Below are 16,398 nucleotides of genomic sequence, written 5' to 3'. Positions count from 1 at the left end.
TATTGACTTGAACTGTTCTCAATAAACTTGGCCTGAGTAGAATTAGCCTGAATTGACTTGTGTCTTGCCTGGCGAATGGACTTGAATTGGTGTCAATAGACTGTATTGGAATTGATCTGAATAGACCAGACTTGAATAGACTGAACTTGAATAGACTAGACTTGAATCAAGTTGACCTAAATGGACTCAACCTAAATTGTCTTTAATTTAGGATCCCTATTTTTTAATTGAAAAATTCGATCAGGTCAGGCACTGTCTGGATGAGATAGGTCGGTGACTCCTGCTCGAGTTCGGCTTGGCTACCATAGCCATACAGTACGCCAACAGCATCCATGGCAGTTTCCCTTGCGCCAATCAGATCATGTTTACGATCGCCGATCATGAGGCATTCCTGTGGATTTGTTAGTTTGGCCTTTTCCATGACATATTGGATGACGCTGGTTTTGGTCGGTCTGGAATCGTCCAAAGCGCTTCCACCCGCAAAATCAAAATAGGTATTTATTTCAAAGTGTTGTAATATTTTGTGGGCGAATATTTCGGGTTTGGAGGTCGCCAGATAGATGCTGTACCCTTTTGTTTTCAGGAGCGTTAAAAGCTCGGGTATGCGATCAAACAGGATGTTCTCGTACAGTCCTATGGCTGAAAAGCGCTCCCGATATTTTTCTACACAGGCAATTGCTTCGCTTTCCCCAAATCCAAAGGTATGTATGAAAGAATCTTTAAGGGGCGGACCGATCAAGGGTTTGAGGCTATTCAGATCGGCTGTATGGATGCCTTTGGACTCCAAGGCATAGGCAATACATTTTGTAATCCCTTCTGCAGGGTCGGTCAGGGTTCCGTCCAGATCGAATAAGATATGTTTGTAAGACTTCATGCTGCAATATTACGGAATAGAATAGGAGTAAGCGAGTTTGTTTGCCCTGAAAGCAGATAATGACCTACGGCAGACCAAAAAATAGGGAATATTATCATTTTTAAGACCTAAGGCATGCTCAATATTTGTTAAATTTGCCGAATGAAACAAAAGAAGAAAGTTCAAGAAGTCGAACCTTTACGTCCCGTAGATAAGTATTTTGCGGAGCTGGATGCTAATTTTCAGGATCCGACCAACCGCCTGATTCAGGCCATCTTTTTACCATTATTATTTTTTGGTATCATGGGCTGCATCTGGATGATTCCATTTCCACAGTTCGAATTCTTGGTCAAACTCAATTGGCATACCTTTTTGAATTGGGGCTCTTTCTTCATCGCTATTGTCATTTATTATTATTTAAAGCTGTCTGCAACCTTGTCCTATGCGATATTATTCTCGATCGGGGGTATGAGTTTCTTTATCGTGCAACTGGAATACGCACAGAAGAACGGTGGCCCGGCTGTCATCTGGGTGTGTTTGGGAATCGCATTGCTATCTATTGTCGCGCTGTTTATCGGTAAGGGAAAGGAAAAGAAGAAAATCACAGGACAACAGTTTCTGCAGTTTTTACTTGTCGGACCGATATGGCTGTGGCATTTTGTCTTTAAAAAATTGAAATTAAGATATTAATTGAGCTGTCCTTAGGAGCTGATCGCATTGCATCTGATCGCATCCTAATCGGGGGCTTAAAAGAACGGGGCCAAATTGCTTGCAATTTGGCCCCGTTCTTTTAGTTGAGCGCTGACATAGATCGGGGATATCCGACAGCCATGCGTAATTAGTTCAGTACATAACTAACTTTTGTAATTGAACCATTTGATGATTTCTTTGAGATTTGCCTTTTTTCCATAGATCAAAATCCCGACGCGGTAGATACGTGCAGCGACCCAGGTTACCAATAAAAAGGTCAGTATGAGCAAGGTCAACGAGGTCAGGATCTGCCATAGGGGTACACCAAAAGGTATGCGAACGAGCATGGCGATCGGTGAGGTGAATGGAATAAAGCTCAACCATGTTGCAATCGGTCCATTGGGATCATTGATAATGACGCCGAAAGAAAGAATATAGGTCAATAGCAAGGGCATGGTAATGGGCATGGAAAACTGATTGGCCTCTGTTTCGTTGTCGACAGCTGAGCCTGCAGCGGCGAAAATAGCACTATACAATAGGTATCCGGCAATAAAAAACAGAAAGAAGAAAATGATGACCTCCGTGAAATTAAAGCTTTGGATCGACGTAAGGATCGAAGCGGAATCATTCTGGGCCATAGCTTTTGATACGGTACTCATATTACCCGCTCCAGGTTGGCTAGCGGCTACTTCCTGCATATCCTGCGGATTGACAAACAGTAGCGTTGCTGTGATAAATAAGCCCCCGGTAAGCACAAGCCACATCACAAATTGGGTCAGTCCAACCATACCGATTCCAACAATTTTACCCATCATGAGCTGAAAGGGCTTGACCGAGGAAATAATAACTTCGATGATACGATTGCTCTTTTCTTCGATAATACCACGCATTACCTGGGCACCATAAAGAAACAGGGATAGATAGACTAAGATAGCCAAAGCGACACCAAGGCCCATTGCAATGGCCGTGTTGCTGTTCTTTTCTTCGCCGTCGGCTGTTATTTCTTTTGCATCGATGCTGACTTTCGGCTTAATGGACTGGATAATCTGCAGGTCAATTCCCTTGGCTTTATATTCCTTTTCACGGATGATCTCTTCCAGCTGTCCGCTAATGATCTCCTGTATGACAAAGCTGGTCTTGCCACTGGTAATGAGTTCGGCTCTTTGGCTTGTTAAAATATCTTTTGGGATATAAAGGATCGACTGTTTTCCTTCACTTTGGGTCAGCTGCGCTTTTTGTGCCTGGAGATCCAGTTTACTGATTGTATAACTTACATTTTTATTGCTTTGCAGTTTTCCCGCAAAGTCGCCTTGTTCATCTAAAATAAAGACTTCGGTGTGTGAATCTTTAAAGCTCTTTTTTGTCAGATAAAACATGCCTGCATACAATGCAAAAAAGAACAATGGCACGGCAAAAGTCATGACAATAAAAGATTTTTTCTTGACACGGGATAGGTATTCCCGTTGAATGATAAGTAGTATTTTATGCATGATCTTGAGATAGGGGTGAGACTTGTGTAACTTTTTGAATGAAAATATCCGCCATAGAGGGAACGATTTCGATCAACTGGTTGAGCTGTATTTGGGCTAAGAAACGCATTAAGACATTATTGATATGAATATTGTTATTTAGCTGAATTGTAGTGTTGTATGTTTTGTCGTGCTTTGTGGACGTGATGACTTTAAATAGGCTGTCTTCGGATAGAAGAAAATTATCTTCATTGGCTGTATATTCCAATCGATAGGTTTGATTTCGGTATTCTTTTTTAATCGCCTGTACGGAACCATCGAGTATTTTCTTGGATCGGTTGATGAGGGCGATATTATCGCAAAGCTCTTCCACAGTCTCCATACGGTGTGTGGAGAATATAATGGTCGCCCCCTCTTGATTCAATCGGAGAATCTGTTCTTTTATGATATTGGCATTGACGGGATCAAATCCCGAAAAGGGTTCATCCAAGATAATCAATTGTGGTTGGTGGATGACCGTGGCGACAAATTGTACTTTCTGCTGCATACCTTTACTGAGATCTTCAATTTTTTTGTCCAACCAGGATGTGATGTCCAGGCGCTGGCACCAATCTTGGATGCGTGCTAGGGCTTCTCGCTTGGAAAGTCCTTTAAGTTGCGCCAAATACAACATTTGATCGCCGATTTTCATTTTTTTGTACAGCCCCCGCTCTTCGGGTAAATAGCCGATTTGTGCAATATGCTGTGGACCCAGCGCTTCGCCATTAAACAAAATCTCACCGGAATCGGGCGCGGTAATTTGGTTAATAATACGGATCAGGGACGTTTTTCCAGCCCCGTTTGGCCCCAATAGTCCGAAAATTTTACCCTTTGGGATTTGAATGGATACGTCGTCCAATGCACGGTGATTGGCGTAATCTTTGGTGACATGATTGATTTCGAGTAACATCTATTTTAAGGTTTAATTAATTCGTTCTTTGAGTTTGTTAGAAATATTCCTTTTTTCCCAAAGACTGACGTTTATTTATGTGATTAGTATCTTGAGCAGCTGAATTGTTACAGCAGCTCCGAAAAATTTCTTGTTTGGTGATGCTTCCATTTTACCTACTGGACTTCTTATTACAAGATTTATTTTTTTTATGGCATGCAGGACTTCTTTTATTTGGCTAATAAGACGTATACCCAACCGCATAGTGCATCTTCGGAATGCGCTCAGTTGTTTGATGAATCGTTTGAAGTGAAAGTTAAAAATAATTGGGGACATTTTAGTCCCTGGCCAATTAAATAGGAGACGGAGCTTTTTTATGGAATAGAAGCGGTACACATCTTGTCAAAGGGATTCATTTAACGTACCTTTGTTCCATGGAAGTGAAAAAAGCCGAATTCGTGTGCAGTAACACGAGAGTTGACAAATTACCTGCACCCAATTTGCCGGAGTATGCGTTTATCGGACGTTCAAATGTCGGTAAATCATCGTTGATCAATGCAATGACCAACAAGAAAGGACTTGCCAAGACCTCCCAAAAGCCTGGTAAGACTCAGTTGATCAATCATTTTATCATCGACGATACCTGGTATCTGGTGGATTTGCCGGGTTATGGTTTTGCCAAAGCCTCTAAAACAAGTCGCACGGAATGGGAGAAGTTCATCCGTAGGTATCTTACCCATCGGGACAATTTGCAATGTGTTTTTGTATTGGTAGATAGCCGTCATGAACCACAGAAGATAGACTTGGATTTTTGCTATTGGTTGGGCGAATGTGGTTTACCCTTTATGTTGGTTTTTACCAAGGCAGACAAGCAATCGACTGTCAAATCCGATGTGAATATTGCGAAATTTAAAAAATCATTGCTTCAATGGTTTGAAGAGGTGCCGCCGATTTTCCTAACTTCAGCAGAAAAGAAAATGGGGCATGAGCCTATTTTAGAGGCTATCGATGAAGTTAACGGCCGATTTGTTCGCCCTGAACCCGAAGGAAACGAACAATTTTAGCTAGATCTTAAGTTCAGATGAAAAAATACTTGTCCTTAGTTTTATTTGCCCATAGTGTATTTGCATTACCATTTGCCTTCATCGGTTTCTTTTTGGCATTGCATACAACGGACTACACCTTTTCGTGGAAATTATTGGTTTTGATGCTCGTGTGTATGGTAACGGCCCGTAATGCCGCTATGGCATTCAATCGTTATTTGGATCGCGATATTGATGCCATTAATCCGCGAACGGCCATGCGTGATATTCCTGCCGGAAAAATTTCTGCTAAAAATGCATTGATTTTTACGTTAGTAAATTGCCTTATTTTTATCGCAGCGACGTATTTTATCAATTCTCTTTGCTTTATGTTGTCGCCCATTGCACTTTTTGTTGTGCTTTTTTACTCCTATACGAAGCGCATAACACCCTTATGCCATCTTGTATTGGGAGCAGGGCTAGGATTGGCTCCAATAGGTGCATATATGGTTATTACAGGACAGTTTGCGACTGTTCCGGTACTTTATGGCTTCGCAGTGTTGACCTGGGTGAGCGGCTTCGATATTATTTACGCGTTGCAGGATGAAGCATTTGATCGGGCCAATCAGCTGAATTCTATACCCGTTTGGTTGGGAACGAAGGGAGCCATGCGCGTTTCGGAAGGTCTGCACGTGTTTTCTTTTATATTTATTTTAATACCAGCATTTTTGATGCTGGTAGGTTGGATTTATTATTTAGGTGTGGCCTTTTACGGAGCCTTGCTGATTTACCAGCATACCCTGTTTTCATCGACTAATTTAAGTCGGGTCAATCGTGACTTTATGACAACCAATGGTTATGCCTCGGTGATTTTTGCGGTATTCTACCTCTTGGATATCTGGTTGATCAAATAAACGTTTTAGCATAAAATAAGAAAGGCTTTAGGAATTCCTAAAGCCTTTCTTATTTTTGCATCTAAACCAATACACATGCTATGAAGAAAAGTATTCTTTTTACCTCTATTTTATGTTTGTCATTGTCGTCGCAGGCGCAAAAGCTGTCGAGTTATGTCATTCAATATAACCAAAGTTTCAATGGGAATACAGCTGCCAATCAAAATGCCATCCTCGTCTATGCCAATGAAAAGGAGACTTTTGTCAGTTCAGCGAAGGAAATGCAGGGACAGTTGGCGCCGCCATACGAACGGGTTGTGGTGGAGCGTTCCGGAGGCAATGCCTTACTTAAAATTGCTAAACTCAAAGATGGATCAATCATTCTAACCAAAGATTCGCTCGCGCTTTCGAAGCAAAAGTTTAACACGACAAACGAGACTAAAACAATCTTGGGCTATCCCTGCAAAAAAGTAGAGACCAGCATCAATTCCAATAAAATAGAAGTTTGGTATACCGATAAATTAGGGGTAAAAGGTGCACCCACGGAACTTGGTCAGGATCTTGGTTTGGTACTTGAGGTAATCCGCAATGGGAATACACGGACTTTTGCCACCAAAGTAGAAAAGGTCAAGACGATACCGGATCAACTGCGGCTAAAAGGAAATGAAAAATTGTACGATGAACTCTCGTATAAAGATCTGATCTGGAAAAATCGTTTTATCCAAATACCTATTTTTCGGAAGGAGCGTATACGTTTTGCGGATGATGTAAAGTCGGATTCTGTTTTGCGTTTTGCCAATGGGACTGTTTTGGTAAAAAAGGTGAAAATCCCAAAAATAAAGACTAGCGATAATGTATTTGTGCAGTTGGTCGAACAATCGAAAGGTGATGCCTACGATCGCACCGGGTCAGTTTTTATCATCCCGACCAACAAAGCGCAGAGCTTTTTGGATGGCATGAAAAATGGTATGGGTACCCTGCCTAAGTACGAAAATGGAAATGGTAAAGCTTATCAAGGCGTTGTAAAAACTGCATCTTTTGAACCTATTGTTGAATTGATGCGTTTCTTTACACCCTTTGGTGTTAAGCAGTTTAACTATCTTCAGTTAAAGGATAAGGTTTGGCAAGATTCGGTGCTGTACCGTCAGGACGTAACGGAACTGGCTGGTCTGTTGAGCGAGCAGGAAATCTATGTAGGCGCCTTCATTGGCAATTATGATAAAAATGGACATGAGGTGAGTGTGGAGCTGACGGTGCATCCGGGTTTCGATGCCGAGTCAAAAGGTAGTCTGAAAAAGACGATGTCTTTATTCACCACAACCAACGTTATGGAAATGGGCGGCCAGGAGTATGGATCTATGTTTGATAAGGAGAAAGGTCTTACTGTTTCGTTTCATTTGGACCAGGACGCTAAAAACGTGCAATTACGCTACATTACCACAGGGCATGGAGGCTGGGGCAATGGTGATGAGTTTGTGCCGAAGGAAAACCGCATTTTCCTAGACAATTCATTACGCTTTAAATACACGCCGTGGCGTAATGATTGTGGCTCGTACCGTTTGTCAAACCCAGCTTCAGGCAATTTTGCCACAGGTCTGTCTTCATCCGATCTAAGCCGCTCCAATTGGTGCCCGGGTACAGTAACACCACCAATCTACATTGATCTGGGGGATTTAAAAGCAGGTGACCATACGATGCAGGTGCAGATTCCACAGGGAGCTCCTGAAGGAACAAGTTTTAGTAGCTGGAATGTGACAGGAACCTTGTTGTTCGATTAATTAGTTTTTCATTGCTGTCATATGCAATAATGCTATTGCATATGACAGCAATATTCCTTGGGTTTTTAAGACAAAGATTAAAGGGGGTAGGCCGTCTCGCTTTTTGTCTCCGATAATACAAAGTAGGTCTGTACGGTATTTACTTGCGGTAGTACGGCCAGTCGATGCCGCAGAAAAATATGATAAGCATCCATATCTTTGGTTGCGATACGTAACATAAAGTCGTAAGAACCCGCCATTTGGTAGCATTCCATCACCTCGGGAAATTTAGCTACCTCTTTTTCGAATTCATTCAACACTTCAAAAGTATGCGCCTTGAGAAAGACCTGAGAAAAGGAAATTAACCCAATGCCTATCTTGTGGCGGTCCAAAATTGCCACCGTTTTTTTGATGTAGCCCAACCGCTTTAGCTTTCTAACGCGTTCGTGAACAGCAGCGATAGATTTGTTAAGTTCAAAGGATAGCGCTTTATTGCTCATGGAGGCATCTTGTTGTAGGAGGCGTAATAATTTTACATCTATTTCATCCAATTCCATAATCTGAATATTTTCGGTACGGTTGTAAAAATACGCTATTGTTCTGAATTATTTATTGGTTTTTATATCTTTTAATTTAATTTTTATTGAAATTATAGTGATGTGTTGAATATTATCTTGTCGATGGTCAATTTTGCAACAGAATAATCATTTATAAGAAATGGCTGAACAAGAATTATTAAGTGCGTGTTTGTCACCTGCATTGGACAAGAGATTCAAACATCTGTGGAGATTGGTCGGAAATACACCGATGTTGGAACTACAGTATACTTACAAAGGTAAACCCGGACGAATTTTCGTGAAATGTGAGAACTACAATCTGACTGGTAGCATTAAGGATCGGATGGCGCTTTATATTTTATACAAAGCGTATATGAATTGTCAGATCCGGCCGAGTGATGTTGTCATTGAAGCCACAAGTGGCAACACAGGGATTGCCTTTTCAGCAATCGGTAAAGCACTTGGTCATCAGGTAAAGATTATTATGCCCAATTGGTTGAGTAAGGAGCGTACCGATATTATTCGCAGCATGGGTGCCGATATACAGCTGATAAGCAAAGAAGAAGGTGGTTTTTTAGGAAGTATTCGTTTAAGTGAAGAGCTTGCTGCAAAGGGCGGTGTTTTTCTTCCACGCCAATTCGAGAATCAATATAATGCCGAAGCGCATGAGAAAACCACCGGTTACGAGATTGTAAAGCAACTGGAGGAACAGGGCTTAGTTGCTGATTCTTTTGTTGCTGGTGTGGGAACTGGTGGTACGGTCATGGGTGTGGGTAGAAGCTTAAGAAAGGTAAACCCAAATGTCCGCGTCCATCCGCTAGAACCGGCAGAAAGTCCAACCTTAACTACAGGGCATAAGGTAGGTTCACACCGTATTCAGGGAATATCTGATGAGTTTATTCCTGCCATTGTGGATTTGGATGAACTCGATACGGTCGTATGTGCCAACGATGGCGACTCCATTATCATGGCGCAGAAGCTATCGCGCCAATTGGGATTGGCTGTTGGAATCTCTTCGGGAGCAAATGTAATCGGAGCGATTAAATTACAGCAGGAGCTGGGCGATGAAGCTGTCGTGGTGACCTTACTTTGTGATGATAACAAAAAATACCTAAGTACCGATTTGGTGAAAGAGGAGCCGGTAAAAGAAGGGTATCTTTCTACGGACGTTGATTTCTCGGGTTTTCAACCGATCTGCAGATTGGCAAATCCGGTATTTGGTGCTTAAAAAGATTTAGTTTCATATGTTTATAGTTAACTCGGGGAGTCTCTAGCTCCTCGGGTTTCATTTATTCAAAAACCAATTTATACCTAAGAATAACACAACATGAAAGTCAATTTTAAATTATTAATCCTTTTGTTGTTGTTGGTTGCGCCTGTGGCAATGTTTGCCCAAGCGGATACAACAAACACGTTGGAGGGGCTTGAGTTTACGGATGGTACGATAAGTCCCGATTCACTGTCCTTTGAGGAGTCTCCAGATACCGCTACCGTAAAAGCCGATTCCGCCCAGATGAAATCGGTAGCTGGGACAATCGTAGACAAAGCTGGGGCAGAAGGCAAAAAATCGCTGTGGAGTATCTTTATTGCGGGCCTTTTAGGCGGTTTTGCCGCTTTATTGATGCCTTGTATTTTTCCGATGTTACCGCTGACGGTGAGTTATTTTACCAAACAGGCGGGGAGTCGTGCCAGTGGTATTAGTAAAGCCCTGTTATATGGATTATTTATTATTGTGATTTATGTGGCTCTGGGGATGATTATCACGATCGCATTCGGGTCTGATGCACTCAATGCACTTTCCACCAACGGTATCTTCAACTTCATTTTCTTTTTGTTGTTGGTGGGCTTTGCGGCATCTTTTTTTGGTGCTTTTGAAATTACCTTGCCAAGCTCCTTTGTCAATAAAATGGATGCCAAATCGGATAAAGGTGGATTAGTGGGGTTGTTCTTTATGGCCTTCAGTTTGTCCTTGGTTTCATTTTCTTGTACGGGACCGATTATAGGGACACTGTTGGTTGAGGCAGCTTCGAAAGGCGAGAGATTGGGTCCAGCAGTTGGGATGCTGGGATTCTCCATTGCCCTGGCCATTCCTTTTGGTTTGTTCGCGATGTTTCCTTCGATGCTTAAATCCTTGCCGAAATCTGGCGGTTGGCTGAATAGTGTAAAAGTCGTTTTAGGCTTTTTGGAACTCGCTTTAGCGTTGAAATTTTTATCCAATGTCGACCTAGCTTACCACTGGAACTTGTTGGATAGAGAGGTGTTCCTGTCGCTATGGATTGCTATTTTTGCGTTGATGGGGCTATACCTGATTGGCAAGATCAAGTTCTCCCATGATAGTGAGCTGAAATTCCTGTCTGTTCCTCGAACTATTTTGGCCATTGTTGTTTTTTCTTTTGTGGTCTATATGGTGCCAGGTTTATGGGGAGCGCCTTTAAAATCAATTTCCGCTTTTTTACCGCCATCGGCAACACAAGATTTTGATCTTTCTTCGGGTGTAAGTGCCGGAGCTGTTGCGCATTCAGATGGAAAGGTGAAAAAATATGCTGAAATTTTTCATGAAAGAGGCACGCCAAAAGGATTTGATCCTTATTATGATTACGACCAGGCATTAGCTACTGCTAAAGAATTAAACAAGCCCGTATTAATCGATTTTACGGGTTGGAATTGTGTCAATTGTCGTAAAATGGAAGCGAATGTTTGGACAGACCAAGCTGTGGCCAAATTATTAAAAGAAGAGTTTGTTATGGCTGAACTTTTTGTGGACGATAAGACCGAGCTGGCTGCCAACGAACAATTTGTTTCCAAATATAGTGGCAAAAAGATCAATACAATCGGTAAAAAAAACAGCGATTTTCAAGCTGCTACATTTGATAGCAATTCACAACCGCTGTATGTAATTGTCGATCCGACGGGCAAAAAACTGGTGCCTCAGCGCGGTGCCAACTACAATGTAGAAGAGTACAAGGCATTCCTACAAAGTGGCGTGGATGCATTTAAACATAAAAACTAACCATCGTCATATGCTAATTTTATCCTCCTTTTACTATGCAAGGGGGATTTTTTTGTTCATAAGCCATCGGTTTTTGTGTCTGCAGGCCTGATGCAGTGGGGCTTTCCTCGTATCGTGTTCGTACCAGCTTCGGAAGGCGACAATCTTGCAATAAATATTGACCAGCCCCTGACCAGGTAATTCCTGGTCAGGGGCTGGTCGGAATCTGATCAACATCTGTACAACATCTGTTGTATCTCCGAATAAGGTACGAAGCAGGTACGAAGCTTTCCCCGCTATTTCGTCCAGAAATTGTTGGCGGGGGAGCCGATGTTGCGGAAGCCTAGAGCAAAAAAAGAAGCCCCGTCATTTATATGAACAGGGCTTCAAATTATACTATAAATTTATGGAAACTATTAGAAGTCAAATCTGACCCGCGCACGAATACCCCAAGCTGGTGCATCGACGTGATCAAGATAATTTAGACGTTTTACGTAGTCCACGCGTAATATTTTAAAAATGTTGGATAGACCGATACTGGCTTCCATATAAGGTTCTGAACCGAAGGTATAAGAACTCTGTACACCTTCTGCATTGTGCTGCCAAGTGAATACCTTTGAGCCATAGTTAGGATCGTCAGGATTGTTTTCCTTGCGCAGTCCGCCATATACACCTTTGAAGCTAAATACTTCACGTAATTTAAGCTTTTTGATCAATGGAATTTTATTCAACAGAAAACCGTTCATGTAATACTGCACGTTCAATGAGGCATTGTGGTCACTAACAAACTCCAGGAAGTTCATTAAGTTATACGAGTTCAATTGATAAGCATAGGTCTGATTGGCACGATGGATTGTCAAGAAAGGGAATGGGATCTCTTTACCTGCAATATAGTTGCCTTCAGCTGTTACGTCAGCAAATCCAAATTGACTAAAATAAAAGCGTTTGAATGCACCAACATTAAAGTTGTGATAATTGTATTCACCTTTAGCCAATCCTTTGATTCCAGCAGTATAATTGAACGTGAAGATCGGATATTGATTGAATATAGGTGTCCGGTAAATCTTGCCTTGATAGAACTCTTCATGTGGAGCATATCTGAAATTTACGGATACTTCTGTCGAGTTCAATTCATTAAACAGTCTACTTTCATTGTTGGCATCTACCATCTGGTAGGTAAGGCTTCCAGCAGGTGTTTGTCTGTTGATATTGAATGCCGCGCCAATAGCCAAGTGGTTTAAAAATTCTTTTTTATACTCTAAGCCGTAATTTGTCTCATAGATGTAACGGTCATTATCACCGCGTTTGAAAGACAGCAAGAAGTTGTCTTCCTGAATAAATTCCAGTTTTTGTCCTGGAATCTTCGTATCCTTTTTATAAGAGGCCCTGATGTAGTGCATTGGGAAGGAGTAGACCGATTTGTTGTTAAATGCGTAGGTACCGCTGAAAAAGTATTTCCATTTCTGATCTTTAAAACCATAGGCCGCATACGATTCAGCATAGAAACGCTTGCTTAGCGCTTCTGTTGTACGTCCGCCGACACGTAAACGGAAACCTTCTACGGGATTAAAGCTATAGAATGTATTGACTGGACCGATCTCAACTGGGCCGGCCTGTTTGTATCCTGACAGCAATAAGGCAGCGATATCCATGAACGAACGGAATGAAGGGATCTTTTGTAAGGTATCAATATTATGATAAATATTCAGTTCGTTTTGCGCAAGGACAAGCGGACGTTGTGTTTCAAACAATGTTTTAATCGCTTTCTTATTTTCTACATTATAGGCAATGACCGTAGATGGACCATCATAGGTACTATCAGGACGCTGAATGCCGACTTTGTAATTGTTGTAATCAACTGTACGACTTCCGCGGATCCCCATGCCTTTTTCCGTTAAAGAAAAATCGATACCCAGGGTACTTGTTTTTAGGTAGAAGCGACTTTTGCTGTCTTTCTCAAATTTAAGCTGTATCTGAAGGTCACGTACAAAGTTTAGATTGATATCATCGGCCACAGTCATATTGGCGCCCTGCACTGCATAATTGCCGTCTAGCGTCACATACAGTTGACCTTTAAATAACATGTCGGCCTTGTTGCGTGGAAAGAAGCTTAATTCGACCAACCAGGGTTGAACAGTCTTAATGGTATCCGTTATAAAAAACTTATAAAAAGTAGGAGCGGAATTAGCAATTGGACTTAAAAACTGATTGGTAACCAATGAAATGTTGTTGTCGTAAATATCAACTTGTTCGTACAGTTTATTGAAGTAGGCTGTCAGACCATCATTATCAATAAATCTAGGGTCAAATTGTGCCCGTTGGTCACCAAGGATATACTGTTTGGTTTTGCTTGGATCTTTACGGTAATATACCTTGGACATTTTTTCTTCAATAAAGGCAGGCAAAACATATTTGTTGGCTGTTTTAGCGGAGTCGTCCGTTTCAAAAAGAAATTGATAGTTTTTGAATATTTTTTTATTGACGAATTTCTCCGAAAGATTGCTCAGTCCTAAAGACATCTTCTCATACTGGTCAAATTCAGCATATTGTTGTCCTGAAAGTCTATTTTTCTCCTTATTCTCGATGACTTTTCGGATCAGTGCGACAGCAGGATTATCTTTGTTGCTGTATTTTTTCTTTGTGGCCTTGACAACAACTTCTTCCAGCATGTTGTCCTGTTGATCCATCAGAATTTCTTTTGTTTGCGTTGCATCATTCGTAACAAAAGCGTCTTTGCTGTCATACCCAATGTAACTTGCTCTGATTTTTACATACGATGTTGGAAAGACAAGTTTAAATTCACCATTTGCATTGGTCGACGTCGTGGTTCCAGCAGAAGCCGGAGCGCCAACGACGGCTACGGTAGCATAGGGTATAGGATTCTTGGTCTTTGCATCTTTAACTGTACCGGTTACGGTCTTGTTTTGGGCAAAAGCCATGGACACCGTTAGTACGAGCGTTATCGAAAGAAAGAGTTTAGTTATGAAGGTTGTTGCGTCTATTTTAGCTCTCATTATATTGCTATAATCTTGAAAATTCAAAATTGTTTTCCTGTTTCTACTTTATTTTTGACTTTATAGGTATTAAAATCAAAAAATCAGTGAACAAAGGAAACAAAAAATTAAGAATAATTAAAATTTTATTGTAATGTAATAAAGGAAAGTAGTTGAATTACATTTGTTTGTAAGTCTTTGTTTGTGAGTTGTTTATGTTGAATTATTGATTTGGGTCAATAATTTTCACATTACATTTTGACTTGGCGATGATTTTCCGCTACTTTATTTACTGACTTTTGTAACGATATAGTCAGCGCTATTAAAAATCTGGCTCGATTTCGAAGGTCATTTCTTTTTTGAAACGAGGGTGTATAAAGGTAATTGAAGCGGCATGAAGGTGTAATCTATTAGCTTTTTTGCCATAGAGATCGTCACCAACAATAGGTGTATTTAGCCCATTGGGGTGCACCGCATGCATGCGAAGCTGGTGGGTTCGGCCAGTCAAGGGATAAAACCTGACCCTCGTTTGATTATTCTCTATCGCAATTTTTTCCCATTTTGTCTGCGCTGGCTTGCCATAGGTGTAGCAGACCATTTGTCGGGGTCTATCATCCAGATCGACGCGAAGAGGGAGGTCGATCAAGCCGGATGGAGCTTCGATAATACCATCAAGTAAGGCAATGTATGTTTTTTTGATGGTATGCTGAATAAATTGATCCTGAATAAATTTATGCGCTTCTTTGTTTTTGGCAACAACCAATAGGCCGGATGTCGACATATCCAGGCGGTGGATAATAATCGGGCCTGCTTTTGGATAACGTTGAAGAATACGGTTGTAGACCGAATCCTTGACATATATTCCTGGTACAGAAAGAAATTCTGCTGGTTTGTTGATGATGATAATATCTTCATCCTCATAAATTTGAGGAAGTGCGATATCCAAGGTCGTTTCCTGCTGCATGGGATTCGGATCTACGACCAAGCCTTGGAGCATATACCCTAAAATCGGTTCACATTTTTTGCGGCATGCCGGATAGTAGTTTTTGTGCCTGCGTATTTCAGATGCAGGGGAGCAGCCCCACCAAAATTCGGCCAAAGCTAGGGGTGTTAACTGGTTTTCATATGCATATTGCAGCAGTTTTGGCGCAGCGCATTCCCCCGATCCCGCAGGCGGAGTTATCGTGTCAAATTCATGGAATATGTCGACGACATTCTTGCGTTGCCCTTTTGCATTGCGAAAATTATATTGTTCGAAAAGCTGTTTTTGCAGATTGCCTGAGCGTGTTTTGCGTTCCTCTTTTAGCGCGGTAATCGTAGATAGCAATTGTTGTAAATGGTTACTCTCTGTTTCCAGAGCCAAATGCATGTCATATTGAAAGCGCTGAAGCTGTTGTTTGTCTTTTAAACTCTGGCTCCGCATGTCTTCCATCAATAATTCATATTCCGCATCGGATAAACTGACCTTCAGTTTTGTACGGGTTTCTTTTCGTTCCTTCTTTTGGATTCTTAATTTCGATTTTAGCTCATCGAGCGACTTATCCCATTCATTTTTTAACCGGTCAAGATTACGCTGCGTGTCTGCTAGCTCTTCACTATTTTCAAGCCTTTCTATTTTGCGGTTCAGTGCATTGAGATGCACCTCTTCGTTTAGAAAAAAACTGTTTTCTTCCAACATATCGAATATTGGCGGTACAAAATAGCGGTGTTTGTTGCTTCCGGCCAGTTTTCCCGAAACAGCGGCAAGGTAGCCAAGCTCATTGTGTTGGTTTCTGACAACCAGCACACCGAACATTTTTCCAATAGCGAGGCCCTCCATGGCGCTGTCCAGGCCAAAATTGTGGGTCCAGTCCTCTTGTGTTTCGATGTAATATTGAAGTTCTTTTGCGGCGGTTACGGCAAGGGGGTGCGGTTCATAGCAAAATGGGAAGGTAAATCGTGTTGGAAGTTCAATCGCTGAAATATCCTGTTTGAATTTGTGAAAATAGGTATTGTTGTCCATGTTGTCCGCAGCTTTCCCTCAAAATAAAGATGTCTGCAAAAATACAACATTATGTGCTTTAAATAATAGCTTGATCGATTTTTGTTTAAAATGTTTCGTTCATAAGGTACAATCTAGGTCTTATCTGTTTCTACAAAGAACACTGTCGGTGCAGCCTTCGCTTTTCATTTTTCAGTCTAGCAAACGCTTTGCAGTAATACGAAATGTAAGTCTGGTTTGGTATAGTGGGGTGAGGTAATTGTTGT

At 41.4% G+C, this 16,398-nt stretch carries 12 protein-coding genes; 6 read left to right on the top strand and 6 right to left on the bottom strand.

The window, feature by feature from the left end:
• Positions 1 to 223: 223 nt before the first annotated feature.
• Positions 224 to 874 carry an HAD-IA family hydrolase gene (locus B2O97_RS23275; protein WP_070569715.1) on the bottom strand — a complete coding sequence of 217 codons (651 nt, stop codon included), beginning with the start codon at positions 872 to 874 and terminating at the stop codon, positions 224 to 226.
• Between the two features lie 141 nt (positions 875 to 1,015).
• Here B2O97_RS23275 and B2O97_RS23270 point away from each other — a divergent pair, with 141 nt between their 5' ends.
• A complete protein-coding gene (locus B2O97_RS23270) occupies positions 1,016 to 1,543 on the top strand; it encodes an Mpo1-like protein (RefSeq protein WP_046675834.1) in 528 nt (175 codons plus the stop codon).
• Positions 1,544 to 1,707: 164 nt separating this feature from the next.
• Here B2O97_RS23270 and B2O97_RS23265 read toward each other — a convergent pair whose 3' ends face one another.
• Together B2O97_RS23265 and B2O97_RS23260 are read right to left on the bottom strand one after the other, a co-directional pair.
• A complete protein-coding gene (locus tag B2O97_RS23265; protein WP_046675835.1) occupies positions 1,708 to 3,033 on the bottom strand; it encodes an ABC transporter permease in 1,326 nt (441 codons plus the stop codon).
• On the bottom strand, positions 3,026 to 3,961 hold the full coding sequence (locus tag B2O97_RS23260) for an ABC transporter ATP-binding protein (protein WP_070569720.1): 936 nt from the start codon (positions 3,959 to 3,961) through the stop codon (positions 3,026 to 3,028). The genes B2O97_RS23265 and B2O97_RS23260 overlap by 8 nt, the downstream gene beginning before the upstream one ends.
• A 413-nt stretch (positions 3,962 to 4,374) precedes the next feature.
• Here B2O97_RS23260 and yihA point away from each other — a divergent pair, with 413 nt between their 5' ends.
• The 3 genes from yihA to B2O97_RS23245 all read left to right on the top strand — a co-directional run bounded on the left by yihA (position 4,375) and on the right by B2O97_RS23245 (position 7,633).
• On the top strand, positions 4,375 to 5,004 hold the full coding sequence (gene yihA, locus B2O97_RS23255; RefSeq protein WP_046676372.1) for a ribosome biogenesis GTP-binding protein YihA/YsxC: 630 nt from the start codon (positions 4,375 to 4,377) through the stop codon (positions 5,002 to 5,004).
• A gap of 17 nt (positions 5,005 to 5,021) precedes the next feature.
• Positions 5,022 to 5,876, top strand: a complete 855-nt coding sequence (locus B2O97_RS23250) for a UbiA-like polyprenyltransferase (RefSeq protein ID WP_070569725.1) — start codon at positions 5,022 to 5,024, stop codon at positions 5,874 to 5,876.
• Between the two features lie 80 nt (positions 5,877 to 5,956).
• Complete coding sequence (locus tag B2O97_RS23245; protein ID WP_070569727.1) at positions 5,957 to 7,633, top strand: PNGase F N-terminal domain-containing protein; 1,677 nt, start codon at positions 5,957 to 5,959, stop codon at positions 7,631 to 7,633.
• A gap of 77 nt (positions 7,634 to 7,710) precedes the next feature.
• Here the strand turns inward: B2O97_RS23245 and B2O97_RS23240 are convergent, their stop codons facing one another.
• Complete coding sequence (locus B2O97_RS23240) at positions 7,711 to 8,169, bottom strand: Lrp/AsnC family transcriptional regulator (RefSeq protein WP_046675839.1); 459 nt, start codon at positions 8,167 to 8,169, stop codon at positions 7,711 to 7,713.
• Between the two features lie 160 nt (positions 8,170 to 8,329).
• Between B2O97_RS23240 and B2O97_RS23235 the strand changes: the two genes are divergently transcribed.
• The gene (locus B2O97_RS23235; RefSeq protein WP_070569729.1) at positions 8,330 to 9,397 is read left to right on the top strand and encodes a PLP-dependent cysteine synthase family protein; all 1,068 of its coding nucleotides are present in this window, start codon (positions 8,330 to 8,332) and stop codon (positions 9,395 to 9,397) included.
• Positions 9,398 to 9,496: 99 nt separating this feature from the next.
• Positions 9,497 to 11,179 (top strand): protein-disulfide reductase DsbD family protein, encoded by a 1,683-nt coding sequence (locus B2O97_RS23230; RefSeq protein ID WP_286768267.1) that lies wholly within the window; start codon positions 9,497 to 9,499, stop codon positions 11,177 to 11,179.
• 395 nt (positions 11,180 to 11,574) lie between these two features.
• On the opposite strand, the gene B2O97_RS23225 is transcribed toward B2O97_RS23230, so the two are convergent.
• Positions 11,575 to 14,172, bottom strand: a complete 2,598-nt coding sequence (locus B2O97_RS23225; RefSeq protein WP_286754418.1) for a DUF5686 and carboxypeptidase-like regulatory domain-containing protein — start codon at positions 14,170 to 14,172, stop codon at positions 11,575 to 11,577.
• A 301-nt stretch (positions 14,173 to 14,473) separates the two neighbouring features.
• Positions 14,474 to 16,153, bottom strand: coding sequence for an RluA family pseudouridine synthase (locus tag B2O97_RS23220; protein ID WP_286768266.1), 1,680 nt, complete (start codon positions 16,151 to 16,153; stop codon positions 14,474 to 14,476).
• Positions 16,154 to 16,398: the final 245 nt, after the last annotated feature.

Source organism: Sphingobacterium sp. UBA865 (assembly GCF_002295765.1).
Taxonomy (GTDB): Bacteria; Bacteroidota; Bacteroidia; order Sphingobacteriales; family Sphingobacteriaceae; genus Sphingobacterium; species Sphingobacterium multivorum.
Note: the sequence above shows the minus strand (reverse complement) of the source record. Positions and strands in the feature narration are given on the sequence as shown.